Consider the following 26652-nt stretch of genomic DNA (forward strand, 5'->3'; position numbering starts at 1 on the left):
TCGTTAGGCGATGCAGTGGATGTTGCCGCGTATCTGGATAGCCAAGCATGGTATGCGTTTTATCTGCTGGGCTGCTTTTGTGCATTCTATGTTTGGTTCTGGCATAAAGCCGGCCAAACGCTGGGCATGAAAGCGTGGCGTTTACGGGTACAACAGCTTGATGGCCATAATCTCACGGTGACTCAATGTCTGGTGCGTTTGACAACAGCAACGGTAGGGCTAGGAAATCTGCTGGTTATCTTTGATCGCGGTAATCTGCGCGCGTTTCAAGATTATATGTCTGATAGCGAGATGGTGGTGCTTCCTGTTCGCCCTAAAACGAATGTTGTCAACAAGAATGCCACCGAAGAATAAACGCAACTCATCTTCCCTCATTCTAAAAACAATAACGCCGGGCAAGCCCGGCGTTATTACTGACAGAGATAGATGCAATATCAGCGGCGGCGCGTCAGCAAATACCAACTCAAACCGAGGAACAAGACACTCGGGAATGCGGCGCCAATCACCGCCGGCACGTGGTACACCAAGCTGAGTGGGCCAAAAATCTGATCGGCAACATAAAAGACGAAACCAAAACAGATCCCGGTCAATACCCGCGCGCCCATGGTCACACTACGCAGTGGGCCGAAAATGAACGACAAGGCCAACAACATCATGACACCGACCGTCACCGGCTGCAGAACTTTGCGCCACAACGCCAGCTCATAACGCCCGGTTTCTTGCCCGGTTTGCTTCAGATAATGAATGTACTGCCACAGCCCACTAATAGACAGCGATTCAGGCTTAATGGTCACTACGCTCAGCTTGTCGGGACTCAGGCTGGTTTTCCAGTCGGCCGAGAAGCGCTGCTCACCGGTTACCGCTTTTTCACCAATCACCGCTTCATCAATCTGGTGCAGTTTCCAACCTGAATCGGTGTAGTTCGCGCTATTGGCATACAACACTGATTGCAGCTGGTGCTGCGGATTGAATTTGTAGATGTTTACGCCACTGAGCTCTTGCTGGCTGACAATCCGCTCAATATAGATAAAGTCATCGCCATCTTTGGCCCACAGGCCACCGGATTTAGCCAACATCGAGCCGCCGTAGATGGCTTGTGCGCGCAGATTACGCGCCAGTTGATCACCCCACGGCGCACCCCACTCGCCAAGCGCCATGGTCAGGATCACCAGCGGAATGGCCGTTTTCATCACCGCCATTGCAATCTGTAAGCGGGTAAAACCGGCCGCTTCCATCACCACCAGCTCACTGCGACTGGCCAGCATTCCCAACCCTAACAATGCGCCCAACAGCGCCGCCATCGGGAAAAAGACACTGATGTCTGCCGGAACTGTGAGTAAGGTGAATAGACCCGCATCCCAGACACCGTAGGTACCTTCACCAACTTTCTTGAGCTGTTCGACAAATTTGATGATCCCAGACAGGCCCACCAAGGTGGCCAAGGTCATCATGATGGTGCCAAAAATCGTCCGGCCAATGTACCAATCAAAAATCCGCATCATGCCTGCGCTCCTTTCAATTGAGCCCGCAGACGACGCATTGGGATGCTGTCCCACATGTTCAAGATAATCCCCAGCAGCAAGAAGCCACCATTGGTTACCCAGATCCAGACCGCCGAATCCATCCGCCCATTATCCAGCGCTGATTTCAGCGCACTTTGCAGCAAGAAGTAGATGAGATACAACAGCAGTGCTGGCACCACATTCGCAAACCGCCCTTGACGCGGATTCACCGCCGACAGCGGGATCACCAGCAGCGCCAAAATAGGTACCGCCACAATCAGGGTCAACCGCCAGTGCAACTCGGCACGGGCATGAGAGTTATTTTCCTTCCACAGCGCAGCCGTTGGCATTTGCTCCCAATCGCCACTGTCGGCTTCAACATCCTGATGACCAATCACGGCGTTGTAGGTATCAAAGTGCGTGATCCGAAAATCGCGCAAGAAAGCCGTGCCTTCATAACGTACGCCGTTATCCAGCGTCAGCATTTGATCGCCATTTTTGGCTTTCTCTACTTCACCGGAAGTAGACACCACGACCGACGGACGGCTGCTCTCACCGCGTGGACGCAGCTGGGCCACGAACACATCTTGCAGCTGGTTACCTTCCAAGCGATTGACAAAAATCACCGAACTGCCATCGGGCGAGCTTTGGAATTGACCAGCTACCAAAGCGGCAAGCCCAGGGTTGGCTTTCGCTTCGCTGATCACTTGCGCTTCGGTTTTCGCCGACAGAGGACTCAACCAAAGCACGTTACCCGCAGCTAAAATGGAAGTCAGCAATGCCAACCATGCGGCGGCGCGCAGCAAGGTGCGTTTGCCCATCCCGCAGGCGAACATAACGGTCATTTCACTTTCGGCGTATAAGCGACCGTAAGTAAACAGTAAACCAACAAATAGGCTCAATGGCAGCATCAACTGCGCCATGTAAGGCAGGCCTAAGCCCAACACCGACATCACGAGGTTGGCCGGCAAATCGCCTTCCACCGCGGAGGATAAAACTCGGACTAACTTCTGGCAGAAGAAGATCAGCATCAGGACAAACAAGATGGCGATCTGGCTTTTCAGCACTTCCCGTACCAGATATCTAATAATGATCACGCTCTTTACGCCTATGAAAACTTGTCTTTTTGAGTGAATATCTATAGTTTTTTGGCTAATAGGCCATTTTTCAGAGCTTTGGCTGGATAAAAGCGCGGAATATCGTTTGTTCCGCATCGGCCTGAGCGCTGTTAATAATTCTGTAAATAGATTAACGCATTCATCTGGTGAAGGCGATCTACCTCACTGAGTTTTCTCATGAACCCGCCATTATCCAGAAAAGCACATCCTTTGTCTTTAGGAGACTGCATGGAGTTTAGTGTAAAAAGCGGCAGCCCTGAAAAGCAGCGCAGCGCCTGCATTGTTGTTGGTGTCTTCGAGCCACGCCGTCTGTCACCGATCGCCGAGCAACTGGATAAGATCAGTGATGGTTATATTAGTTCATTATTGCGTCGCGGCGATCTGGAAGGCAAGCCAGGCCAGATGCTGCTTTTACATCAGGTTCCCAACATTCTCTCCGAGCGCGTCTTACTGGTCGGCTGCGGTAAAGAGCGCGAGCTGGATGAGCGCCAGTTTAAGCAAATCATTCAAAAAACCATCAACACCTTGAATGAAACCGGCTCGATGGAAGCGGTGTGTTTCCTGACCGAACTGCATGTGCGCGGACGCAACACCTACTGGAAAGTGCGCCAAGCGGTGGAATCGGCCAAAGAAGCGCTGTACACCTTTGATCAGATGAAGAGCATCAAGGTTGAACCGCGTCGCCCACTGCGCAAGCTGGTATTTAACGTGCCGACCCGCCGTGAGCTTTCGGTAGGCGAAAAGGCCATTCAACATGGTCTGGCCGTGGCCTCTGGCCTCAAAATTGCCAAAGATCTGGGCAATATGCCGCCGAATATTTGCAATCCGGCCTATCTGGCTTCTCATGCGCGCCAATTGGCCGATGAGTTCTCACCGGTCACCACCCGCGTGATTGGCGAGCAGCAGATGAAAGATCTGGGCATGAATGCCTATCTGGCGGTTGGTCAGGGCTCGCAAAATGAATCCCTGATGTCGGTTATCGAGTATAAGGGCGCCGCGAACCCAGACGACAAGCCGATTGTGCTGATCGGTAAAGGGCTGACCTTTGACTCCGGTGGTATTTCCATCAAGCCGTCTGACGGCATGGATGAGATGAAATACGACATGTGCGGCGCCGCGACCGTGTTCGGCGTGATGCGCGCCGTCGCTGAACTGCAATTGCCGCTCAACGTGGTGGGCATTCTGGCCGGCTGCGAAAACATGCCAGATGGCCGCGCTTATCGCCCGGGCGATATCCTGACCACCATGTCCGGCCAAACGGTCGAGGTGTTGAATACCGACGCCGAAGGCCGCTTGGTGTTATGTGATACACTTACCTATGCTGAACGCTTCGACCCTGAGCTGGTGATTGACGTGGCCACCTTAACCGGAGCCTGTGTGATTGCCCTTGGTCACCACATCAGTGGCTTGCTGTCGAACCATAACCCGCTGGCCAACGATCTGCTGAGCGCCTCCGAGCAAGCAGGCGATCGCGCTTGGCGTCTGCCACTGGGTGATGAGTATCAGGAGCAGTTGGAGTCCAACTTTGCTGATATGGCCAACATCGGAGGCCGTCCAGCGGGTGCGATCACTGCCGGTTGCTTCTTGTCGCGTTTCACCAAGAAGTATTACTGGGCGCACTTAGACATTGCCGGCACCGCATGGCGTTCCGGCAAGAGCAAAGGTGCAACTGGTCGTCCGGTACCGCTGCTGACGCAATTCCTGCTGAACCGCGCTGGCGTTAGCATCGAAGAGTAAGCAGCCCTGCGGCCACTACACGGATTACGAGTAACCATTACCGGGGGCGGCAGCCCCCGTTTATATTATGATGAAACAAGCCACTTTTTATCTTCTGCCCGCGAGCGCCGACGGCGAATTGCCGGCAGGATTAAGCGCCCAGGCCTATCATGCCTGTCGTTTAGCTGCGGATGCTTGGCGACGCGGACAACGGGTGTTGATCGCCTGCGCGTCACAGACAGAGGCCTTTGCGGTAGATGAGGCGTTGTGGCAATTCGATCCGCAGCAGTTTGTGCCGCATAATCTGGCCGGCGAAGGGCCGCACTATGGCTCACCGGTAGAAATTGCCTGGCCAGAAAAACGTAGCGCGTCACGGCGCGATTTACTGATATCCTTATTACCAGATGTTGCCGACTTTGCTTCTGCTTTCCTTCAGGTGATAGACTTCGTCCCCTGCGAAGAGACGCTGAAACAGCAGGCGCGTGAGCGCTATAAGGCTTACCGACAGGCCGGCTTCCAGCTGACAACCCAAGATCTCGGCATTACGCCATCAACGAATTAGCCTTAAGATGACCATGGAAAAAACCTACAACCCGAACGCCATCGAACAAGCTCTGTATCAGGCTTGGGAAGAAAATGGCTACTTTAAGCCGCATGGTGATACCCGTCAGGAAAGCTACTGCATCATGATCCCGCCGCCGAATGTCACCGGCAGCCTGCACATGGGCCACGCGTTCCAGCAGACCATGATGGATGCTCTGACCCGTTACCAGCGTATGCAGGGTAAAAACACCCTGTGGCAGGTGGGGACCGACCATGCGGGGATCGCGACTCAGATGGTGGTTGAGCGCAAGATTGCCGCTGAAGAAGGCAAGACCCGTCATGACTATGGCCGGGATGCCTTTATCGACAAGATCTGGGAATGGAAAGCCGAGTCCGGTGGCACTATCTGTAAGCAGATGCGCCGTCTGGGTAACTCTGTCGATTGGGATCGTGAACGTTTCACCATGGATGAAGGCCTGTCCAATGCGGTGAAGGAAGTGTTCGTGCGCCTGTACGAAGATGACCTGATCTACCGCGGCAAGCGTCTGGTGAACTGGGATCCAAAACTGCACACCGCGATCTCCGATCTGGAAGTGGAAAACAAAGAGAGCAAAGGCTCCATGTGGCACTTCCGCTATCCGCTGGCTGATGGCGTGAAAACCGCGGACGGTAAAGACTACATCGTGGTCGCGACTACCCGTCCAGAAACCATGCTGGGTGATACCGGTGTGGCGGTGAACCCAGAAGATCCTCGCTACAAAGATCTGATCGGCAAAGAGATTATTTTGCCAATCGTCGGCCGTCGTATCCCAATCGTGGGTGACGAGCACGCCGATATGGAAAAAGGCACCGGCTGCGTGAAGATCACTCCGGCGCACGACTTTAACGACTATGAAGTCGGTAAACGTCACAACCTGCCAATGATCAACATTTTGACCTTCAATGCGGATATCCGTGATGAAGCCGAAGTGTTCAATACCAATGGCGAGCCAAGCACCGCTTACAGCACCGAGCTGCCTGCCAAGTACCGTGGTATGGAGCGTTTCGCGGCGCGTAAAGCCGTGGTGGCCGAATTTGAAGAGCTGGGTCTGCTGGAAGAGATCAAGCCACACGATCTGACCATTCCATACGGTGACCGTGGCGGCGTGGTGATCGAGCCGATGCTGACTGACCAGTGGTATGTGCGTGTTGCACCACTGGCAAAAACCGCCATTGAAGCAGTTGAGAACGGCGATATCCAATTCGTGCCTAAGCAGTACGAAAACATGTACTTTGCGTGGATGCGTGATATCCAAGACTGGTGTATTTCGCGTCAACTGTGGTGGGGTCACCGCATTCCGGCCTGGTATGACAACGCCGGTAACGTGTATGTAGGCCGTACCGAAGAAGAAGTGCGCAGCAAGTACAAGCTGGACAACGTGATTGTTCTGCGCCAAGACGATGACGTGCTGGATACTTGGTTCTCGTCAGCACTGTGGACCTTCTCCACACTGGGCTGGCCAGAAAACACCGAAGCGCTGAAAACCTTCCATCCAACCGACGTGTTGATGACCGGTTTTGACATCATCTTCTTCTGGGTGGCGCGCATGATCATGATGACCATGCACTTCATCAAAGACGAAGATGGCAAGCCACAAGTGCCATTCAAGACTGTGTACGTCACCGGTTTGATCCGTGACGAGCAAGGTCAGAAGATGTCGAAATCCAAGGGTAACGTGATTGACCCGCTGGATATGATTGACGGCATCTCACTGGAAGATCTGCTGGAAAAACGCACCGGTAACATGATGCAGCCGCAGCTGGCTGAGAAAATTGGCAAGAGTACCCAGAAGCAGTTCCCGAACGGCATCGAAGCACACGGTACTGACGCCCTGCGTTTCACCTTGGCGGCACTGGCCTCTACTGGCCGTGACATCAACTGGGATATGAAGCGTCTGGAAGGTTACCGTAACTTCTGTAATAAGCTGTGGAACGCCAGCCGTTTCGTACTGATGAACACCGAAGATCAAGATTGCGGCCTAAACGGCGGCGAGATGGTTCTGTCACTGGCAGACCGCTGGATCTTGGGTGAATTCAACAACACCGTGAAAGCATTCCGTGAGGCTCTAGACAACTACCGCTTCGATATCGCGGCCGGTATTTTGTACGAGTTCACTTGGAACCAGTTCTGTGACTGGTATCTGGAGCTGACTAAGCCGGTGATGAACAGCGGTAGCGATGCTGAACTGCGTGGTACCCGCCACACCCTGATTCAGGTGCTGGAAGGTCTGCTGCGTCTGGCTCATCCAATCATTCCGTTTATCACGGAAGAGATTTGGCAGCGCGTGAAAGTACTGGCTGGCGTGCAGGGCGATACCATCATGCTGCAGCCATTCCCAGAATATCAGCCAGAAGCGACCGATGCTGCCGCGATGGAAGATCTGGAGTGGATCAAGCAATTGATCATTGCGGTACGTAACATCCGTGCTGAAATGAACATCGCACCAAGCAAGCCGCTGGAGATCCTGCTGCGTAATACCAACGCGCAAGAGCAGCGCCGCGTGGAAGAAAACCGCACCTTCATCCAGAGTCTGGCGCGTCTGGACAACATCACACTGCTGGCCGATGGCGACAAGGGCCCAGTATCCGTGACCAAACTGGTCGGTCAGGCTGAACTGCTGATCCCAATGGCCGGTCTGATTGATAAGGATGCTGAGCTGGCGCGTCTGGCTAAAGAGATCGAGAAAGTGAACGGCGAAGTTGCTCGCATCGAAAGCAAGCTGGGTAACGAAGGCTTTGTGGCACGTGCGCCAGAAGCGGTCATTGCCAAAGAGCGTGAGAAGCTGGCCGGTTATGCCGAAGCCAAGCGCAAGCTCGAAGAGCAGCAAGGTGTGATTGCCTCTCTGTAATTGCGGATCTGTAATCGCAATCTACACCTAAGTACTGCGCGTACTTAACTGTATTCAAGCCCGTCGCCCGCGACGGGCTTTTTTTATGCGCCACATGCCCGCGCCAATAATTCGGCCGTCAGCAGACATAAAAAAACCGGGCCGCAAGCCCGGTTTTTATCCTGTTAGTGGCTATGGCCGTTGGCCTTGCCCGCCTAACGACATCCATCAGAATCAGTGGCGCGTTGGCGCGTCTTCTTCTTCGTCATCCTCGTCGTCGAAGAATTCATCATCTTCCTCTTCTTCGCCGTCCGGATCTTCAAAGTAGGTGCCCCAACCGTCGTAGTTGATGCCAAATTTCTCTGCCAGCTTCACCAACTGCTCAACTTGCGCATCGATCAGCTCGGCTTTCAGCGGGATTTCGCTGACGACGTCACAGCATACCAGCACGGAGCCGTCTTCGACTTCCAGCTCTTCAGCATCCGTCACTTCATAGCTCAGCTTGAACGCTTCAACGGCCGCCTTTTCCAGCTCCTCAAAACGCTCTGCGGACAAATGGTGCTCAATGGTATACAGCGCATCAGGATCGCTACCATCTTCCAGCAGTTCATCAATGATCAGGCGAGTCTCTTCCTGCTGTGCTTCCAGAAATTCACGGTCTGCCATAAGGCCTCCAGAGAGTTAAGTAATTCGGTTTTCATTGTCCCACACCCTGCCGCGCCTCACCACCGATACTTCCATTGCTTATAAATTAAACACAACACTTGAAAACAAATAAAAACTCAAATAGATTGAATAAATAGTCGATATTAACCACAAACAAAAGATAGATATGCAAACAAGGACGGACATATGGCTTTTAACCTGCGTAACCGGAACGTATTAAAACTCACCGATTTCACCAGCAAAGAGATCCAGCACTTAATTGAGCTGGCCAGTGAGCTGAAAAAGGCCAAATACGGCGGTTATGAGCGACCTCGCTTACAGGGAAAAAACATTGCGCTGATCTTTGAAAAGACCTCTACCCGTACCCGCTGTGCCTTTGAAGTGGCGGCCCATGATCAGGGCGCACACGTTACCTACTTAGGCCCATCTGGTTCACAAATCGGCTGTAAAGAGTCAATGGCCGACACGGCGCGAGTTCTCGGACGGATGTATGACGGCATTCAATATCGGGGCTTTGGTCAAGCGCGGGTCGAAGAGTTGGCGCGCTATGCCGGTGTGCCGGTCTGGAATGGCCTAACTGATGAGTTTCACCCCACGCAGATCTTAGCCGATTTCCTGACCATGCTCGAGCATGGACAAGGCAAACCGTTAAACCAGATGAAGCTGGCGTATCTCGGCGATGCCCGTAATAACATGGGGAACTCGCTGTTAGAAGGCGCGGCGCTGATGGGATTAGATCTGCGTTTGGTCGGCCCGAAAGCCTTTTGGCCGGAAGAGTCACTGGTTGCACAGTGCCAAGCCATTGCCGCTACCACCGGTGCCAAGCTGACCTTAACCGATAACGTCGCCGAAGGCGTGCAGGGCGTGGATTTCCTGTATACCGATGTGTGGGTCTCCATGGGCGAGCCAGAAAGTGCGTGGGCCGAGCGGATTGCCCTGATGAAGCCATATCAGATTAACATGGACGTGATCCGCCAAACCGGTAATCCACAGGTGAAATTCATGCACTGCTTACCGGCCTACCATGACGATCAAACCGAAATCGGCCGCGAGGTAAGCGCCAAATACGGCATGCAAGGGTTGGAAGTCACCCATGAGGTGTTTGAATCCCCCTATTCGATTGTGTTTGATGAAGCAGAAAACCGGATGCACACCATCAAAGCTGTGATGGTGGCCACACTCGGCGCGTAATCGATTGTCGAGTGCGCACGGTCATTTACCACCGTGCGCACTGTTGGCGATCTCCGGCCGCAAGGTGAATATTGCAGCGACCGCGTTTTTGCGTATAATGCGCGACAATTTGTCTGTCAGCTGGTCAGGATCATTGCGAATGCGTCACGCAAACGTTACATTGCGCCGACATGCCGCCCACTTCGCGGCCGTTCGTGGTTTTTTGATCCGCCGTGAAGGTCCAGTACAGGCACTTTCGTTATTACAAGAAAAAGCCCCTCAATTGCAGGGGCTTTTTTTTCGTCCATACCCCGTCAGGCTGCAGAGGAGCGCACCATGGCCAATCCCTTATACCGCAAAAACATCATCTCCATTCCGGAGTTCAGCCGTGCCGAGTTGGAGCTGGTGGTGGATACCGCCGCTCGCCTGAAAGCCACGCCACAGCCAACGTTACTGCAACATAAGGTAGTCGCCAGCTGCTTTTTTGAAGCCTCGACCCGCACCCGTTTGTCGTTCGAAACCGCCATTCAGCGCTTGGGCGGTAAAGTGATTGGTTTTGCTGACGGCAGCAACACGTCGCTGGGTAAAAAAGGCGAGACGCTGGCCGACTCGATTCGCGTGATCAGCAACTATGTGGATGCCATTGTGATGCGCCATCCACAAGAAGGTGCCGCGCGCTTGGCTTCCGAGTTCTCCAACGGCGTTCCGGTTTTCAACGCCGGTGACGGCGCTAACCAGCACCCAAGCCAAACCTTACTGGATCTGTTCACCCTGCGTGAAACCCAAGGCCGCTTGGACAACATCAGCATTGCCATGGTCGGCGATCTGAAATATGGCCGCACCGTGCACTCACTGACTCAAGCCTTGGCCAAATTCAACGGCAACCGTTTCTATTTTATCGCCCCAGATGCCCTAGCGATGCCGGATTACATCCTCGAAGAGCTAGACAGCAAAGGCATCACCTACAGCCTGCATACTTCGATGGAAGAGGTGATCCCGCAGGTAGATATTCTGTACATGACGCGGGTACAGAAAGAGCGTTTTGACCCATCTGAATATGCCAACTTGAAATCGCAGTTTGTCCTCACCGCTGCGGCACTGAGCGATGCGCGCCCGAACTTGAAAATTTTGCACCCACTGCCACGTATCGATGAGATCACCGTGGACGTGGACACCACCCCCTACGCCTACTATTTCCAGCAAGCCGATAACGGCGTGTATGCCCGTCAGGCACTGCTGGCATTGGTACTGAATCCTGAACTGAATCTGGCCTAAGGAGCTGAGCATGGAACGTGAAAATAAACTGCAGGTTGAAGCCATCAAAAACGGCACCGTGATCGACCATATTCCGGCCACCATCGGCATCAAGATTTTGAGCCTGTTTAAGTTCAGCGAAACACGCCAGCGAATCACCGTGGGTTTAAACCTGCCCTCCGCCGCTCTGGGACAAAAAGATCTGATCAAGATTGAAAATGTGTTCTTAACTGGCGAGCAAGCTAACCAGTTGGCTATCTATGCGCCAGATGCCACCGTAAACCAGATTGAAAACTATCAGGTGGTGCAAAAACGGCATCTGGAGCTGCCGGAGTACATCGAGCATGTGCTGAACTGCCCGAACAGTAACTGTATCAGCCACAGCGAGCCGGTTAGCTCTGGTTTTTGGGTGCGCAAAAAAGCCCAACAGGTGCTATTAAAGTGCAAATACTGTGAAAAAGTGTTTGATAGTGAAGTGGTTACTGAGCAGCTGTAATCGACTCGCCATCAACTGACTCGATTTAGCTTACAATTGCCGTGTCAGCCTTTGGCACGGCTCACTGTGTTTCCTGTTGCACAGGCTTTATAATCCTAACGAACTCTTTTTAAACCGAATAAAAGGAAGCGTTATGAGTCATGTGATCAGCACCGCAAAAGCCCCTGCCGCCATCGGTCCTTATGTTCAAGGCGTCGATCTTGGCAGCATGGTGATCACCTCCGGTCAAATCCCAGTGAACCCGGCTACCGGTGAAATCGCAGAAGACGTGGTAGCTCAAGCCCGTCAATCTCTGGAAAACGTCCGTGCTATCGTTGAAGCCGCTAGCCTGCGTGTTGCCGATATCGTGAAAACTACCGTGTTTGTCAAAGATCTGAATGACTTCGCGGCCGTTAACGCCGAGTACGAAGCCTTCTTTACCGAACACAATGCACCATTCCCAGCACGCTCTTGCGTGGAAGTGGCGCGTCTGCCAAAAGACGTCAAAATCGAAATCGAAGCCATCGCTGTGCGTCGCGGTTGATTTCTTATACAGACAGGACCCTTGGTCCTGTCTGTGGCACACCAAATCCTTTCTAAAACTTGTTTCATCTCGCAAAACAAGCCACCTATCCTCTGTAGCAGACATGCGATAATAGCGATCTCTGTCATTGTCTTTGTCTGAGATCCAGCGCACATGAAATTAAAACACAAAGGATGGTTGTTGATTGGTGGACTTCTGATCGCCATGGTCGGTATTTCCCTGATCGGGTTATTAGCAATGCGGGCAGCCAGCGATCAGGATAATCGGGCTCGTATTCAACAATTGATGAAAAGCACGCTCTCCACAATTACTGAGCTTGAGCAGATGGCGGCCAGCGGCCAATTGCCTGAACAGCAAGCCAAGGCAATTGCCACGGACTTATTACGTGCCAACAAATATCATGACAGTGAATATGTCTATGTGGCCGATGAGAAGCTGAACTTCGTCGCGACACCGCTCGAACCACAGCTGCACGGCACCAGCTTCCACGATTTTAAAGACGCCAGTGGCAACAGCGTCGGCGCAATTTTGCAAAATGCCTTGCGCGCCAATCACGGCCAATATACCGAATACCACTGGACGTCGAAGCGTAACAATCAGGTGGTGGATTTGCTGTCGGTCGCCCAGCAAACCCCCCGCTGGAATTGGGTGGTCGGCACCGGGATCAGCGAGGCTGAAGTTAACCAGCGATTTTGGTCCAACGCCGGTTGGCAGTTGGGTATTTGTCTTCTGATTGCCACCCTTACCGGGCTGATTATCAGCCGCATGATCTGGGGTCTGCTGAATGACTTAGGCGGTGAGCCGGCTGATGTGAAACAGCTGGTGCAAGCGGTCGCCAATGGCGATCTGAGCCAACACCATACCCAACCAAATCGTGATGATGTCAGTATTCACGCCTCGGTGCTGCGCATGCGCCAATCGCTGCATGATGTGGTGCAACAGCTGCAGCAAAGTGTCGCGCACCTGCATGAGCACAGCCGCTCGATTGTCAGTAATACCGAGCACAGCACCCAGCTGATTGAGCAAGAGCGCGATGCCACCAACCGTATTGCCGCCACTGCGCATCAATTTAGCGAGCAAACCCGCTATGCCGCCGAGCAAACCCAACAAGCGCGCCAGCAAAGTGAGCAAGCCTGTCTGCAATCGGATAATGGCCACAAGACCATCTTCGCGGCAGTTGGTCGCCTGACCGATATTGAACGCGATGTGGGCGAGACGCAGCAACGGATCGATGAGCTGGCCGATCAGGTCAACAACATCTCGGCGATTGTGGCGGTGATCAGTGATGTAGCCGAGCAGACGAACTTGCTGGCGCTGAATGCGGCCATCGAAGCGGCGCGTGCCGGTGAACAGGGGCGCGGCTTTGCGGTGGTAGCCGATGAGGTGCGTAAGCTGGCCGAGCGCACCAGTGTCGCGACTCGCGAAATCCATGACACCATTAAGCAAGTTCAGGCCAGCAGCCTGAATGCCAAAGGGCGTATGGACACCATGGTCGACGATTTGCACCGCGGGATCGTACAAGCGCAAGACGGCGGCAGCTGCATCACCCAAATTCGCGCTGAAATCAGCACCGCTGCCGATATGGTGGAAAGCACCCGTCAAATCCTGCAAGAGCAAGTACAAGCCAGCCAGAGTATCCGCCAAGATATTCGTGCTGTGGCCGACTCCTCCGGGCAAATTCTGCAGGTCTCCGGCGAGACGGCAGTACAAGCCGAGGCGATTTATCATGAGTCCGACGTACTGTCTGGCCTGATCAAGCGCTTTCAGGTGTGATGCGACACGGCTCATGAATTACACAAGGAATTCATAGCGATACAAAAAAGCGACCGTCATGCCTCGCATGCGGTCGCTTTTTTATGCTTGTTGTATCGGTCGATGAGTGTGGATTATGGGTTAACGGTAAATTGCCCCATGGTGCCACGATCGGCCATTTCCAAAATGCCACTGTGATAACGGAACGGATGATCAGCGCCAGCTGTTTGATCAAAGCGCACGATCAGCTCCACTTCGCTGTCGACCCAGACGGTATCTTTCCAACCGGCATCTTCGGCTTTCGGTGGCTGACCGTTCACCGACTGGATCCGGAACATAGCGCCATGCAACGTAAATGGCTGCGGAGTTAACGCATGCACAATCCAACGCTCACTGGCCGCAAAACGAGTATCGATATCAACCCGACCTTCATTCCAGACCGCACCATTGATGCCAGGACTGGCCACATCGCCCAGACGCAGGGTTCGGGTACGCTCGATATTACTGACGCCCCCTTCCTCTGCCGGCAAGCGCGCCGGTAGCTTATCCGTCATCAGCGGCAACAAGCCTTCTGGGCGCAAGGTCAACACTTGTGAGGAGACCAAAATACTGGAGTCCTCAAACAAGCCCTTGATGCGATCCACCAACCCCGCCGACTCACCGGCTGTGAGGGTCACTTCATCGCCATTGCTCATGTCGATCAGAATCTCACGGCGCTCACCGGGAGCCAGGCTGAACTGCTTGACCTCCACCGGCGCATTGAGCAAACCCACGTCACCGGCAATTACATACATCGAACGCGCATCACTCATCTGTAGCAGCAGACGACGGGCATTCGAGGCATTCACCAGACGCAAACGCACCCAGCCACGTGACACATTGATGAACGGATCTTGCACGCCATTGATCAGCAAGGTGTTACCGATAAAACCGCCCGGCGCCGCTTCATACTTCGGCTCACCAAACGGATTAAAGCGCTTATCTTGTAAAATCAGCGGAATATCATCAACGCCATAGTGCTTCGGCAAACGCAAGTCGCGGGTGTTTTCATCATCAACCAGCCACAGGCCCGCCAAGCCCCGATACACATGCTCGGCCATCTTGCCTTGGGTATCCGCATGGTACCAACAGGTAGAGGCAGCTTGGCGCACCGGTAAAATCGGCGCCCACTCTTTGCGCGGCTTCATCAACCACGCCGGTCCACCATCCAACACCCCCGGCACCCGCAGCCCCTGCACTCGCATGGAAACCGCTTCATCCAGACGGTTGCTGTAAATCAGCTTCACGTTGTCACCGCGCTTCACCCGCACGGTCGGCCCCAAATAGCGGCCGTTTACTCCCCACACCGACACCGGCGCCGCATTTTGACTAAACGCCCAATGCGTTCCCTGTAGGGTCAGAAATAATGGCCGCCCATGCCGATACTCCAACAAAGGAGGGATGGGTAATGGCTGAGACGGCCCGGTTGCCGCCTCCAGTTTCAGTGCCGGATAGACAGCCCCGGCACATACAGATGCTCCGGTCAGCTGTAAAAAACGTCGACGACTGAGAGCCATGATATCTCCGAAAACAAAATGATCCCGCGCCAGCCCTCAGCGGTCCCATCACCAGCCCGCGCTAGCGACGAACCGAGGAGCCGGCGCGCATGAACAAACCACGATAGCCTGCCAAGGCCGGCTGGATACGACTTATGCCGCGCGATCTTGACGTTCGCGCTCGGCCACTTCGACATTCAACTGCGCAATTTTATCGGCCGCCATCTGATGACACAGCGCCGCCAGCTCACGCACATTTTCACGGGTGTAACCGGTGGTATCGATTGGAGGCAACATCTCAACGATCACATGCCCGTTATTCCAACGGTTCAGATTCACTTTGTTGTGCTGCTCAGAGGCACACACAATCACCACCGGCACACCGGCAGCAATCGCCGCATGGAAAGCCCCGGTTTTAAATGGCAACAAACCACGGCCACGGCTACGGGTTCCTTCTGGGAACATCCATACCGAAATATTGCGCTCTTTGATTTTGTCCACCACCTGAGAAATGGTGTCATGCGCCTTACTACGGTTATTTCGATCAATCAGAATATTACCGGTGAGCCAGTACAGTTGACCAAAGAACGGGATCCACAGCAGGCTCTTTTTACCCACAGTCACCGTACGCGGCAACACCATGCCCGAGACAGTCACCATGTCGTAATTATTCTGGTGATTGGCGATATACACGCTGTCACCGAACTGCTCGAACCCTTGCGGGAAACGACGCTCAACTTTCAGCCCCATGACCCGATCTAATTTGCTAAACAGATGGGCGAACGTATACACATGACGTGGATTACGTGGGCTAAACAAACAATATAGACTGCCACCGATACACAGCAGCAACGCATACAGCAATACAATAATGGCGCGAACTACAACTAGCATAATCACCTCAGGCTTACAGCTGTGCGCTAGTATAACCACTTCAGCAAAAAACTCATCGCTCAACTGCAGAGTTTTGCTTGCGCGCCCGCGCTTTATGCTCTACCGAAGTGACAGATAAACCGTGGTCACCCTCGCCACGCAGCCCGCTAATACATGAGTCAAAGTTCGTGACATAGAGTTCGCAATACAACGCAGTGAACATCGCCGAGATCTAAGCATTGAGAACCGAATCATCCATCCGCGCACCATCAGGCTCGTTATCTCGATTCTCTCGCTCAGCCTCGCTGCCTTAATTCGGCGCCCCAGTCTTTGCCATTATTTCGATACCAGACGATAGCGTAGGTGTATTTATATTCAGCGTGAATGCGTAATAAAATAGTTAACCTGCTCAGCGCAATGATTAAATTATTCCCTCGGCATACTGGGAGATAAATCGAGAAAATTCATAATCACCCAGCAAAACTGCATATTTTTACTGGGTGACAATATTTACACGGCAACACCCTATTTTGTTAGCATTTTCGCCATTTATTTCATATTTAGCGAAGTTCATCTGTAAGCTGTGGGTGAATTTTTCTTTGTTAACAAGATGGTTCACTGGGAGTCCATATTTTATCTTTGATTACACTGTGATGTGCTTTTTATGCGCCGTTATACCCTTTTGAGCCCGATATTTGTGTTATAGACTGAGTCAGGATTTTATCTCATCCAGATTCATGTTACTCCGAGGGATGTATGCGGCTAACTGATTTAAAGCAACTGTATTATTTTAGTCTGGTGTATCAAGAACAAAATCTCAGTAAAGCCGCGAATAAAGCGTTTATTACCCAATCGGCATTATCTCAACAATTGATTAAACTGGAGCAGCATTACGGCATCGCATTATTTGAGCGACGTCAATCACATATGTTGCCCACCGAATTTGCCGAACATATCTACCCACAAGTCAGCCAATTAATCCGCGATGCCGACGCGCTGGAAAAAAGCGTTCGTCATTATCACGGAGGCAATCAGCAACAAATTCGTATCGGCATGGTTCAATCGGTTGAACCGGTGATCAATAACCTGCTGCGTTATACCCTCAGCCAACCAGCGCTCAGCATGACCATTACCGAAGCGCCGGTCGCTCATCTGTTGGCTGAACTGACCGAACATAAGCTGGATATGGTGATTGGGCAGGCCGATCCGGCGCTACCACCGAATATTGAAAAACAACCGTTTTGCGATGATGAACTGATGGTGGTGCTGCCTCCCTCACACCCACTGGCTACCCACAAAGAAATTTGTGTGCAGCAGCTGCGCGACCAGCACCTGATTTTATTGCCAGAACCGCACATTACCCACAGTACGTTACTGAATCTGGCCAGTGAGCAAGATATCGCACTGAAAATTACCGCCACCTTAAGCCAAATCACCGCTATCTTGGCGGCGGTCAACAGCCGTCTAGGACTAACGGTCTTACCGGCCACCGCCATGCAGCTGCAACCGGACACTCCGCTCATTTGGCGACGCTTAGCCGATGTGTATGAACGGCAACCGATTTGGATTTATTACCACGGCGGACAGAGCCAAGATATCGTGCTGCAAAATCTGATTAATTCCCTGCTGACACCTTGCTGCTGCTAAATTCATCGCACACCGATGCGGCTCGATAGCCGCATCATTTAAGCGACTAACAGGCCGGTTAACCGGCCTGTATCAGTGAGCGTTCACTTCGGCGCTGGCAATAGCACGCCAAGGCATATAACAGCGCCAACATCGCTAAGGCATAACCACTGTGCCAACCGATAGCCAGCAGCATCAGCACGCACAGTCCCGCGCCCAGCAACGCAGCCCAACGCACCCAACCTTGCAATAACACCACGCCAGCCAGCATGGATAGCAAGTAAATCAGTACGAAAATCCCGTTGGCATAGATGATCAGCTCAGATAATGACACCCCAAGCCCCTGCAATGCCAATGCCGATAGCGCACATAAGCCCACCACCAAGGTTAGCGCATTGGCCGGTACCTGACGGCGCGATAAGCGCGCTAAACGGCTACTCGGACGCCACTGTGCTGCTTGTGCCCAAATCAGGCGAGCAAAGCTTTGCAGATAGATATTGATACTGGCAAAACAGGCCAGATAACCAATCAAGCAAGCAATCCGCTGCGCTCGTGGGCCAAACAGCCCACCCACAATCGACGGAATCGAGGCGGACGCTGGCAACTGGCTACCATAGGCAGAAAAGTGCAGCACCGCCAAGGTACACAGCCAATAGATGCTGCCCGCCACCAGCAAACCACACAACAAGGCACGCGGAAAATCGCGCTCCGGCAGGCGAAACTCCGAGCCCAAATGGGCAAACGCTTCGATCCCGACAAAACACCAGAACATCACTGCCAGTGCCTGTCCCAAGGTCAAGGCCGCCGGCCATTGCGGCAGGCTCGGGGCCTGCCATAAGCGCCCCGCATAAGCGATCACCAGCACCAAACAGATGATCAGCAACGCTATCAGGGTTTGCACATTGGCCGATGAGCCCGCACTGCGCAACCCAAGGCCAAGGATCAGCAGCAACGTCGCCAGCTGCACGAGCATGGCCAAGCCAGAGCCCCAACCAAAGGCCGCCTGCCAAAAACCGGCCGCAATCTGCAGCGCCGCGGGTAAACCTGCGGGGATCACAGATAAGAAGAGCCACGCCGTGGCTCGCCCCATGCGCTTGCCAAAGGCTTGTTCCACAAAATGCGCAGCGCCGCCAGCATGAGGATAATGACGGCCTAAGGCCGCAAAACCGATCGCCACCGGAAACACTAACGCAATCAGCAGTGGCCACACCCACAAAGCGCTTTGACCAGCAATCACCGCCGCCAAGGCCGGAATAGCGAAAATGCCGGTTCCCAGCAACGACGTGGATAACAGTCCTATCCCCTGTAATAACCCGAGTTCTTGTTTTAACCCTGACATTGCGGCCCTTCCTTGCCCGACAGCCCTAAATACGCTTGGAATAAGCTAGCATGGGGCAAAAAAAAACAGGCGAAATAATCGCCTGTTTTCATCGTCTTTTTGGCATAACATCAAGACATAGTCAGGCTCAGAACCTGCCTAGCTACAGTGATGCTTGTACGCCTCAGCCGCGTCCGTCGCGGATCGCCGCAATAATGTTGCTGGTCGAGCAACCATCTTCAAAGTTCAACACTTTGACCTGACCACCCGCGGCAATCACTTCTGCGCCACCGGCAATCTCATGCACCTGATAATCACCGCCTTTCACCAGCAAATCCGGTAATAAAGACGCAATCAGACGCTGCGGCGTGTCTTCTTCAAACGGTACCACCCAGTCAACTGCGCCGAGACCGGCCAACACCGCCATACGCTGCGACAACGGATTCACCGGACGGCTTTCGCCTTTCAAGCGTTTCACTGACTCATCGCTGTTCACCGCAACAATCAGCCGATCACCCAGCTTACGGGCATTTTCCAGATACGAGACATGGCCGGCATGCAGAATGTCAAAGCAGCCATTGGTCATCACCACTTTCTCGCCGCGGCGACGCGCTTGCTGCATCATCAGCTTAAGCTCAGCTTCGCTCATCACGCCAAAACCGGTATTGCTACGGCCACGCACTGCGTTTTCCAGCTCCAGCGGTGACACTGTCGAGGTACCCAGTTTGCCCACCACCACACCTGCGGCAGCATTGGCCAAGAAACAGGCTTCGTCCAATGACTTGCCTGCCGCCAACGTGGCGGCCAAGGTACCAATCACGGTATCGCCGGCACCGGTCACGTCATACACTTCCTGCGCCTGCGTTGGCAGATGCAGTGGCGCATGACCTTCACGCAGCAACGTCATGCCGTTTTCAGAGCGGGTGACTAATAAGGCATCTAAATCAAAGCGATGTAGCAGCGCCATGCCGCGCTCCACCAGCTCTTCTTCAGACTTACAGCGCCCGACCACCGCTTCAAACTCGGACAGATTTGGCGTCAATAAGGTCGCACCACGATAGCGCTCGAAATCATTACCTTTCGGATCAATCAGTACCGGTACACCGGCGCTACGTGCCAGCTGGATCATCGCCTGTACTGCGCTCAGCGCACCCTTGGCATAATCCGATAACACCAGCGCGCCAACGCGTGGCAATGCGTGGGTAATACGGTCTAACAATGGCTGCGGCGCCACGTTGTCGAACCCTTCTTCGAAGTCCAGACGCAGCAGTTGCTGATTGCGTGACAACACGCGCAGCTTGGTGATCGTCGGATGGGTAGGCACTGAGACGAAATCACACTCCACCTCCACCGCCTGTAGGGCCTGTGTCAGCGCTTGCGCCGCATCATCTTGGCCCGTCAGACCAACCAGACACGAGCGCGCACCGAGTGAGGCAATGTTCATCGCCACGTTAGCCGCACCGCCCGGACGTTCTTCAATCTGTTCGACCTTGACCACCGGTACCGGCGCTTCCGGTGAAATCCGGCTGGTCGGTCCGTGCCAGTAACGATCCAGCATGATATCCCCAACCACCAGAACCCCAGCGCGGGAATAATCAGGCAGAGTCACATTCATGGTTTGCTCCACACACAGCAAAAAAAGAAATTCTGGCAGAGTGTACCACAGGGCGGCATAACACACATGCAAGGCGGCGCTGTTGCAGGTAAACTAAGACGTCTGCCCAGCTAATGTGAAGTTCATCATGGTTCAAGCTCAATTTCGTACAGCATATTTTCATCCGCGCTACTGGCTGACTTGGCTAGGGATCGCGGCTTTATATCTGGTCACGCTGCTGCCTTATCCTTTGATTCGTCGGATCGGGTTCACACTGGGGCGGCTGTTTATGCGCATTGGTAAGCGTCGGGTAAAAATTGCCGAACGTAATCTTGAGCTGTGCTTTCCAGATATGAGCCGAGAGGCGCGCGCCCAAATTCTGCAAGAAAACTTTGAATCCACAGGGATGGCGGTGATGGAAACCGGCATGGCTTGGTTTTGGCCAGACTGGCGGGTGAAAAAAATCTTCCAAGTGGAAGGCTTGGAGCACATGCGTCAAGCACAAGCGGAACAACGCGGTGTGCTGCTCATTGGCGTGCACTTCCTAACCCTAGAGCTCGGAGCGCGCGTTTTTGGTATGTATAACCCTGGTGTGGGCGTCTACCGACCAAACGATAATCCGCTGATGGACTGGCTGCAAACCTGGGGCCGTCTGCGCTCCAACAAGTACATGATTGATCGTAAAGACGTAAAAGGGATGATCCGCGCCCTGCGTGCCGGTGAGATTATTTGGTATGCCCCCGATCATGACTACGGCCCACGCCGCAGCGTCTTTGTCCCGCTCTTTGCGGTCGATAAAGCGGCGACCACCACCGGCACCAGTATTCTGATGCAAGCCGCCGATCCAGCATTAGTGGCCTTTGCACCGATCCGCAATAAAGATGGCAGTGGTTACCGCTTAGTGATCTCCCCAGCTATCCAAGGCTTCCCGATGGATGATGAGGTTGCCGCGGCGGCCTTTATGAATCGGGTGGTCGAAAAAGAGATCTTGCGCGCACCAGGGCAATACATGTGGCTGCATCGCCGCTTTAAGACCCGCCCAGAAGGCGAATCCTCTTTGTATTGAAAAGTCTCTTAGTGTCTTATTACCTGAGTCTCACGATACGCTTTGCTCTTCGTGAGACTCAGGTAAACAGCGCCGCAGTGCGGCGCTTTGGTTATTTTGAAGATGCACTTTTATGTGCGCATCAATTTACTCGTTGATTCATCAACCTGCGAACAAAAACTCAATCAGCCAGCACGCTAACCGGTGTTTCCAACCAGACATGCCAGCTGCGCATCACCTGCTCACGCTCTTCGGTAAACTGGGTCGCACTCACCTTCCCTGGCAATTGCTGTAATGCCAAGCGATGGTTTTCATCGCGCAGCAAACAATAACAGGCGGTTAATTGCTGCGCTTCCGCTGCCGACATCAGCTCATAACGTTGCAGCAATTCAAAAATACGCACATTATCCGACCACTCGGTGATCGCCGGCTGCAATGCGGCAAAACGCAGCACCAGATACTGAGCGATAAACTCAATATCGGTGATTCCCCCCGCATCGGCTTTCAAATCAAACGAGTTTTCACTGTGCGAACGCTCACCGTGAGTGTGATGCGCCTGCATCTTCTGGCGCATCGCCAACACCTCTTGGCGCAATGCTTCGGCGGGGCGCTCTTTGCACAAAATGCCGTGCCGGATCTCGGCAAAGGCCGCTTGCAACATCGGGTCGCCATACACCATACGCGCCCGTACCAACGCTTGATGCTCCCACGTCCAGGCTTCTTGCGCCTGATAATCGGCAAAGGCTTCTAACGAGCTGACCAACAATCCGGCCGCCCCCGAAGGGCGCAAACGGGTATCCACCTCATACAGCACGCCACTGCTGGTACGCGTGGCAAACAGATGCATGATGCGCTGTGCAAGACGCAGATAGAATTGGCGGCCATCAATACTGCGCTCACCACTGGTGACCACCTCCGGTGGGCAATCAATCAAAAACACCAGATCCAAATCCGAGCCGTAGCCAAGCTCCCAGCCGCCTAACTTGCCATATCCCAGAACGGCAAAGCCCTGACCGCCACGCTCAGCCAGATGCTGCGGCTCACCATAGCGCGCCGTCATTTGTCGCCACGCCTGACGCACTACCGCATCAATAATGGCCTCAGCCAGATAAGTGAGGTGATCGCTGACTTTCATCAGCGGCAATGCCCCCACAATATCAGCGGCAGCAATACGCAGCAGATGTGCCTGCTTAAATTGACGCAGCGCCTCCATCTGTTGCTCTTCATCCTCTTCCGGTACACGCAACAGATACTGACGCAGCTCATCACGGTATTGTGTCAACGGTAAGGGATGGTAAAGCGTCTGCGGGTCGAGCAATTCATCCAGCAACAATGGATACAGCGCTAACTGCTCAGCCACCCACGGTGACGCGGTGCACAGGGTCAGCAGGTGCGTTAACACCGTTGGGTGCTCCGCCAGCAACTCCAGATAAGTGGTGCGAGTAACAATGCGACTCATCAAGTGAATGATACGCGGCAATAACAGTGCCGCGTGTGGATGGCTAAGGCAGGCCGATAACAAACGTGGCATCAAGCGGTTCAACACCTCGCGACCACGCGGCCCCAACGTGCGTTTATCCACTTCGCGGTGAAAATCTTCCACCACTCGCAGCAATTTTGCGCCCGCCACCTCTTCATCAGGACTGGCCGGACAAAGCCGTAAACTCTCTTCCGCCGATAAGCGCCCTAACCACAAATCTTGATATAGCTGAAGCTGTGGCTCTTCGCTGGCACTGTCTTCCTCTTCCCCAATCAGGTGAGCAAAGACTGCTCGCACCGCCTGCATATGGTGCTCAAGCGTATCTTGTAACGCCGACCACTGTGCAGCCTGCATCAGGTCGCACAAGCGCGCTTGATCCAGCGCCGCAGACGGCAAGGTTTGGGTTTGCTCATCGCGGATCGCCTGCAAGCCATTTTCCAGCCGGCGCAAATAGAGATACGCCTGACACAGCCCATCGACCTCACTCGGTTGTAACAGCCCCAACTGACCGATGGCCTGTAAGGTTGGCAGCAACGAGCGGCCCTGTAAGCTCGGCTCACGTCCGCCGCGGATCAACTGAAACACCTGCGCAATAAACTCGATCTCACGGATCCCGCCGGCACCGAGCTTGATGTTATCCACCAGCCCACGACGGCGTACCTCGCGGGCAATCATCCCCTTCATGGTGCGCAGTGATTGGATCACGCTAAAATCGATATACCGGCGAAACACAAACGGGCGCAGCATCTGCTTAAGCTCTGCGGCATATTCGCCACTGTCATCGCCCATCACCCGCGCTTTGATCATGGCGTAGCGCTCCCAGTCGCGCCCCTGCTCCTGATAATAATCTTCCAGCGCCGGATAGCTCATCACCAGCGGCCCACTCTCGCCAAACGGGCGCAAACGCATATCAACCCGATAGACAAAGCCGTCAACCGTAGGTTGGTCCAAGGCTTTAATCAGCCTTTGCCCGAGACGAGTAAAAAACTGCGCGTTATCCAATGCCCGCCGCCCACCACTGGTCTGCCCGTTTTCTGGATAAGCCAAAATCAGATCAATGTCGGAGGAGAAATTAAGCTCCGCGCCGCCTAACTTCCCCATCCCTAAAATCAGCAGCGGCTGCGCTTTCCCGTCGGCATTCACGGGCGTGCCCCATTCACGACAGCAAGACTGATACAACCAATCGCGCGCGCCCACGATCAAACTCTCCGCTAACGCACTGAGCTGGCGCAAGGTCTGCTCTGTCAGCGCAGCATCCTCAGGTGGCATCAGATCCGGCTGACCGTGGATTTGCAACCAAGCAATACGCACCAACTCGGCATGACGAAAACGGCGCAGAGCCTGCATCAACCCCGCCTCATCACTGACTGCTTGCAACTGCTGTTGCAGCAAGGCCGCATACTCCTGCTCGCGGCCATAGGCCGGCGGCTGATGATACAGCTCATGTAACAGCGTTGGCTGGCGCAATAAGGTATCGGCGATAAACTCTGATAGCGCCAAGGCGCGGCGCAGCAGCGGGCGATGCGAAGCGGTCTGCCACAGTTGCAACGCGTCAGGCGCTTGCTCGGCTAAGCGCTGCCACGCCTGATCGGCGGCGGCATTCAGGGAGGGAGAAAGATGATCAGTCATGACGGCATCCGGTCCGTTAAAAATCAGCCACAGTGAACCGTTAAGATATCGGGGTTACTCACCTGCTGCCAATCAAAAAGTACCAATAAAAATGGCATGCATAAAAAAAGCCCCGTCGTTAACGGGGCTCCTTGTGTTGCTGGGATGTCGTACCGGTATGGCTAAACGCGACCTCACACACTACCTCACACGAGCGCAACATCAACCGGCTTCGAGACGGAACTCTCCAATTTCGGCCTGCAGCTTGCTGGCTTGCTGCTGCATCGCTTCGGCTGTTTCAGTCAACTCCCCAATCACGGTCACCGAGGCCGAAATCAGCTCACGGACATTGGTCAGGTTGTGGCTCATCTCCTGCGCCACCGAGCTTTGCTGCTGTGCTGCCGATGCAATTTGGAAATTCATCTCATTAATGCGCAGAACACTGGACTCAATACGGGTAAATTCGCTACCGGCACGCTCAATTTGTTCCGTACCTTCGGCAGCTTCCAGCACGCTTTGCTCCATCAAGGTCACCGCTTGTTGCGCGCTATTTTGCAATTGCGAGATCATCTCTTGAATTTCGACCGTGGCATTTTGCGTGCGCTGCGCCAGTTGACGCACTTCATCGGCGACTACCGCAAAACCACGCCCTTGCTCACCGGCGCGTGCCGCTTCAATGGCCGCATTCAGCGCCAGCAAGTTCGTCTGCTCGGAAATACCGCGAATAGTCGAAACAACCGAACCAATCGAGCCCACTTGCTCTTCCACTTGGTTCACTGCCAAGGCCGACTCACGAATATCAGACGACAGCTGACGGATAACCTCGGTGGTCTTGCCGACAAACACCGCGCCTTGCTTGGCCTGCTCGGCACTTTCAGCGGTCGATTGCGACGCCAGTTCGGTATTTTGCGCCACATCCTGCACAGTTGAGCTCATTTCACTCATGGCTGAAGCCAGCTGATCGATTTCGGCAAACTCTTCTTGTGTCGACTCACCGGTTTCACGCATGGCCAGCGACATCACTTCCGCCACCGCCGACAGCTCTTGCGCGGTATTATTTTGTACCGTCACGATGCCACGCAGATTTTGCCGCGTCTGCTCCAGCGCCCGCGCCATATCGCCAAATTCATCTTTGCACGGCATCAGTACTGGCACCGCTAAGTTTTTGGCCGCCAGCGCTTCAATGCCGTTTTTCAGATAACTTAACTGACGATGCATCATACGGACCGCGCCCACCAGCAGGACGATAAACATCACGATCATCACCACCGTTTGCCACACGCTACGCCAGATAAAATCCTGATAGGCCTGATCCGCGCTGTTTCTATCTAACGCTACCGCCGCCAACCAATCCCCGGAGTGTGCGCGAAAATAGCGCTGCTCGCCTTCATCACTCCAGCCCGACATGCCCGCGCCGCTATTCCACTCTTCATAACGCTTGAGCTGCGGATGCCCTAGCAGCTGCTTATCCGGCGATACCGCATACACAGAGACTCCCGCTTGCTGCAACTGCTGCACCAAGGTCGCTTGCGAGCCAGTCGCCGCTTGAGTGAGCAAGCTGGCCACCGACTGCGCCTGCTGCTCGGCCTGCGTTTGCGCCGTACTCAACAGATGCTGACGCAACGTATCGGCATCCCACCACTGCTTACCGGTCAGGAGCACCGTACTGAATACCATTAGCAACACGGCTTTTGGTAATAACCGTACATTGACCAGCCATTTCTCCCAGAAATGAAATTGCATTGCGTCCATAGCATCCCTTTTTGATATCAATCAATCACGGCAATGGTGATCGTCTGTTAGGGGTATCGGCATCCATTGCGATCCCCCGATCAGCAATCCCGTAAAATCGGTGACAGATCACAAAACCCCTGCGCAAAGCGCTGCAGTGCGTTCGGTGTATCTACCTGCATCACAAAAGCAACAGTAACTTTACTTCAGCGCAAACACTACCACCAGTTTTGTC

20 protein-coding genes (1 of these 20 running past the window's edge) are annotated in these 26652 nt (G+C 53.8%); 11 read left to right on the forward strand and 9 right to left on the reverse strand.

The window, feature by feature from the left end; translation table 11 throughout:
* Positions 1 to 354, forward strand: the 3' portion of a protein-coding gene (locus LQ901_RS11285; protein ID WP_082935452.1) for an RDD family protein. 156 nt of this gene lie to the left of the window's left edge; 354 of the gene's 510 nt are visible here — the last part of the coding sequence; its start codon lies beyond the left edge, outside the window; its stop codon occupies positions 352 to 354.
* A gap of 80 nt (positions 355 to 434) precedes the next feature.
* Here the strand turns inward: LQ901_RS11285 and lptG are convergent, their stop codons facing one another.
* On the reverse strand, positions 435 to 1502 hold the full coding sequence (gene lptG, locus LQ901_RS11290; protein ID WP_010862520.1) for an LPS export ABC transporter permease LptG: 1068 nt from the start codon (positions 1500 to 1502) through the stop codon (positions 435 to 437).
* Positions 1499 to 2599, reverse strand: coding sequence for an LPS export ABC transporter permease LptF (lptF, locus tag LQ901_RS11295; RefSeq protein ID WP_152113386.1), 1101 nt, complete (start codon positions 2597 to 2599; stop codon positions 1499 to 1501). Before lptF ends, lptG begins: the two co-directional genes overlap by 4 nt.
* Before the next feature lie 249 nt (positions 2600 to 2848).
* On the opposite strand from lptF, the gene pepA reads away from it, so the two are divergent.
* The 3 genes from pepA to LQ901_RS11310 all read left to right on the forward strand — a co-directional run bounded on the left by pepA (position 2849) and on the right by LQ901_RS11310 (position 7767).
* Positions 2849 to 4357 carry a leucyl aminopeptidase gene (gene pepA / locus LQ901_RS11300; protein ID WP_010862522.1) on the forward strand — a complete coding sequence of 503 codons (1509 nt, stop codon included), beginning with the start codon at positions 2849 to 2851 and terminating at the stop codon, positions 4355 to 4357.
* A 70-nt stretch (positions 4358 to 4427) separates the two neighbouring features.
* Positions 4428 to 4898, forward strand: a complete 471-nt coding sequence (locus tag LQ901_RS11305; RefSeq protein WP_036769146.1) for a DNA polymerase III subunit chi — start codon at positions 4428 to 4430, stop codon at positions 4896 to 4898.
* Positions 4899 to 4911: 13 nt separating this feature from the next.
* On the forward strand, positions 4912 to 7767 hold the full coding sequence (locus LQ901_RS11310; RefSeq protein ID WP_047708791.1) for a valine--tRNA ligase: 2856 nt from the start codon (positions 4912 to 4914) through the stop codon (positions 7765 to 7767).
* Between the two features lie 213 nt (positions 7768 to 7980).
* Here LQ901_RS11310 and rraB read toward each other — a convergent pair whose 3' ends face one another.
* The gene (gene rraB, locus LQ901_RS11315) at positions 7981 to 8412 is read right to left on the reverse strand and encodes a ribonuclease E inhibitor RraB (protein ID WP_010862525.1); all 432 of its coding nucleotides are present in this window, start codon (positions 8410 to 8412) and stop codon (positions 7981 to 7983) included.
* Positions 8413 to 8598: 186 nt separating this feature from the next.
* Here rraB and argF point away from each other — a divergent pair, with 186 nt between their 5' ends.
* The 5 genes from argF (at position 8599) to LQ901_RS11340 (ending at position 13628) form a co-directional block, all read left to right on the forward strand.
* Complete coding sequence (gene argF / locus LQ901_RS11320; protein ID WP_010862526.1) at positions 8599 to 9603, forward strand: ornithine carbamoyltransferase; 1005 nt, start codon at positions 8599 to 8601, stop codon at positions 9601 to 9603.
* Positions 9604 to 9918: 315 nt separating this feature from the next.
* Entirely contained in the window at positions 9919 to 10857 is a 939-nt protein-coding gene (gene pyrB, locus LQ901_RS11325) for an aspartate carbamoyltransferase (RefSeq protein WP_010862527.1), read from the forward strand.
* Positions 10858 to 10867: 10 nt separating this feature from the next.
* The gene (gene pyrI / locus LQ901_RS11330) at positions 10868 to 11332 is read left to right on the forward strand and encodes an aspartate carbamoyltransferase regulatory subunit (protein ID WP_010862528.1); all 465 of its coding nucleotides are present in this window, start codon (positions 10868 to 10870) and stop codon (positions 11330 to 11332) included.
* A gap of 133 nt (positions 11333 to 11465) precedes the next feature.
* Positions 11466 to 11855, forward strand: coding sequence for a 2-iminobutanoate/2-iminopropanoate deaminase (gene ridA, locus LQ901_RS11335; protein WP_010862529.1), 390 nt, complete (start codon positions 11466 to 11468; stop codon positions 11853 to 11855).
* Positions 11856 to 12008: 153 nt separating this feature from the next.
* The gene (locus tag LQ901_RS11340; RefSeq protein ID WP_152136110.1) at positions 12009 to 13628 is read left to right on the forward strand and encodes a methyl-accepting chemotaxis protein; all 1620 of its coding nucleotides are present in this window, start codon (positions 12009 to 12011) and stop codon (positions 13626 to 13628) included.
* Positions 13629 to 13741: 113 nt separating this feature from the next.
* Here the strand turns inward: LQ901_RS11340 and ftsP are convergent, their stop codons facing one another.
* Positions 13742 to 15163: a cell division protein FtsP gene (gene ftsP / locus LQ901_RS11345; RefSeq protein WP_152136760.1), complete on the reverse strand. Its 1422-nt coding sequence runs from the start codon at positions 15161 to 15163 to the stop codon at positions 13742 to 13744.
* A 132-nt stretch (positions 15164 to 15295) separates the two neighbouring features.
* Positions 15296 to 16036, reverse strand: a complete 741-nt coding sequence (locus LQ901_RS11350; RefSeq protein ID WP_152136759.1) for a 1-acylglycerol-3-phosphate O-acyltransferase — start codon at positions 16034 to 16036, stop codon at positions 15296 to 15298.
* Positions 16037 to 16771: 735 nt separating this feature from the next.
* On the opposite strand from LQ901_RS11350, the gene LQ901_RS11355 reads away from it, so the two are divergent.
* Positions 16772 to 17662, forward strand: coding sequence for a LysR family transcriptional regulator (locus tag LQ901_RS11355; protein WP_010862533.1), 891 nt, complete (start codon positions 16772 to 16774; stop codon positions 17660 to 17662).
* 58 nt (positions 17663 to 17720) lie between these two features.
* On the opposite strand, the gene yjeH is transcribed toward LQ901_RS11355, so the two are convergent.
* Complete coding sequence (gene yjeH / locus LQ901_RS11360; protein WP_152136758.1) at positions 17721 to 18980, reverse strand: L-methionine/branched-chain amino acid transporter; 1260 nt, start codon at positions 18978 to 18980, stop codon at positions 17721 to 17723.
* Positions 18981 to 19143: 163 nt separating this feature from the next.
* Positions 19144 to 20574, reverse strand: a complete 1431-nt coding sequence (gene hldE / locus LQ901_RS11365; protein ID WP_152136757.1) for a bifunctional D-glycero-beta-D-manno-heptose-7-phosphate kinase/D-glycero-beta-D-manno-heptose 1-phosphate adenylyltransferase HldE — start codon at positions 20572 to 20574, stop codon at positions 19144 to 19146.
* Positions 20575 to 20701: 127 nt separating this feature from the next.
* On the opposite strand from hldE, the gene LQ901_RS11370 reads away from it, so the two are divergent.
* Entirely contained in the window at positions 20702 to 21619 is a 918-nt protein-coding gene (locus LQ901_RS11370) for a Kdo(2)-lipid IV(A) acyltransferase (protein WP_010862536.1), read from the forward strand.
* Between the two features lie 160 nt (positions 21620 to 21779).
* On the opposite strand, the gene glnE is transcribed toward LQ901_RS11370, so the two are convergent.
* Positions 21780 to 24707: a bifunctional [glutamate--ammonia ligase]-adenylyl-L-tyrosine phosphorylase/[glutamate--ammonia-ligase] adenylyltransferase gene (gene glnE / locus LQ901_RS11375; RefSeq protein ID WP_233672261.1), complete on the reverse strand. Its 2928-nt coding sequence runs from the start codon at positions 24705 to 24707 to the stop codon at positions 21780 to 21782.
* 201 nt (positions 24708 to 24908) lie between these two features.
* The gene (locus LQ901_RS11380; protein ID WP_233672262.1) at positions 24909 to 26429 is read right to left on the reverse strand and encodes a methyl-accepting chemotaxis protein; all 1521 of its coding nucleotides are present in this window, start codon (positions 26427 to 26429) and stop codon (positions 24909 to 24911) included.
* Positions 26430 to 26652: the final 223 nt, after the last annotated feature.

Source organism: Plesiomonas sp. PI-19 (assembly GCF_021368255.1).
GTDB lineage: Bacteria > Pseudomonadota > Gammaproteobacteria > Enterobacterales > CAMTGL01 > Plesiomonas > Plesiomonas shigelloides.

Excerpts from the sequence above, each read along its gene's own strand:
- lptG (WP_010862520.1), bottom strand. The coding sequence starts at position 1,502 with ATGATGCGGATTTTTGATTGGTACATTGGCCGGACGATTTTTGGCACC.
- pepA (WP_010862522.1), top strand. The coding sequence starts at position 2,849 with ATGGAGTTTAGTGTAAAAAGCGGCAGCCCTGAAAAGCAGCGCAGCGCC.
- LQ901_RS11305 (WP_036769146.1), top strand. The coding sequence starts at position 4,428 with ATGAAACAAGCCACTTTTTATCTTCTGCCCGCGAGCGCCGACGGCGAA.
- LQ901_RS11310 (WP_047708791.1), top strand. The coding sequence starts at position 4,912 with ATGGAAAAAACCTACAACCCGAACGCCATCGAACAAGCTCTGTATCAG.
- rraB (WP_010862525.1), bottom strand. The coding sequence starts at position 8,412 with ATGGCAGACCGTGAATTTCTGGAAGCACAGCAGGAAGAGACTCGCCTG.
- argF (WP_010862526.1), top strand. The coding sequence starts at position 8,599 with ATGGCTTTTAACCTGCGTAACCGGAACGTATTAAAACTCACCGATTTC.
- pyrB (WP_010862527.1), top strand. The coding sequence starts at position 9,919 with ATGGCCAATCCCTTATACCGCAAAAACATCATCTCCATTCCGGAGTTC.
- pyrI (WP_010862528.1), top strand. The coding sequence starts at position 10,868 with ATGGAACGTGAAAATAAACTGCAGGTTGAAGCCATCAAAAACGGCACC.
- ridA (WP_010862529.1), top strand. The coding sequence starts at position 11,466 with ATGAGTCATGTGATCAGCACCGCAAAAGCCCCTGCCGCCATCGGTCCT.
- LQ901_RS11340 (WP_152136110.1), top strand. The coding sequence starts at position 12,009 with ATGAAATTAAAACACAAAGGATGGTTGTTGATTGGTGGACTTCTGATC.
- ftsP (WP_152136760.1), bottom strand. The coding sequence starts at position 15,163 with ATGGCTCTCAGTCGTCGACGTTTTTTACAGCTGACCGGAGCATCTGTA.
- LQ901_RS11350 (WP_152136759.1), bottom strand. The coding sequence starts at position 16,036 with ATGCTAGTTGTAGTTCGCGCCATTATTGTATTGCTGTATGCGTTGCTG.
- LQ901_RS11355 (WP_010862533.1), top strand. The coding sequence starts at position 16,772 with ATGCGGCTAACTGATTTAAAGCAACTGTATTATTTTAGTCTGGTGTAT.
- yjeH (WP_152136758.1), bottom strand. The coding sequence starts at position 18,980 with ATGTCAGGGTTAAAACAAGAACTCGGGTTATTACAGGGGATAGGACTG.
- hldE (WP_152136757.1), bottom strand. The coding sequence starts at position 20,574 with ATGAATGTGACTCTGCCTGATTATTCCCGCGCTGGGGTTCTGGTGGTT.
- LQ901_RS11370 (WP_010862536.1), top strand. The coding sequence starts at position 20,702 with ATGGTTCAAGCTCAATTTCGTACAGCATATTTTCATCCGCGCTACTGG.
- glnE (WP_233672261.1), bottom strand. The coding sequence starts at position 24,707 with ATGACTGATCATCTTTCTCCCTCCCTGAATGCCGCCGCCGATCAGGCG.
- LQ901_RS11380 (WP_233672262.1), bottom strand. The coding sequence starts at position 26,429 with ATGCAATTTCATTTCTGGGAGAAATGGCTGGTCAATGTACGGTTATTA.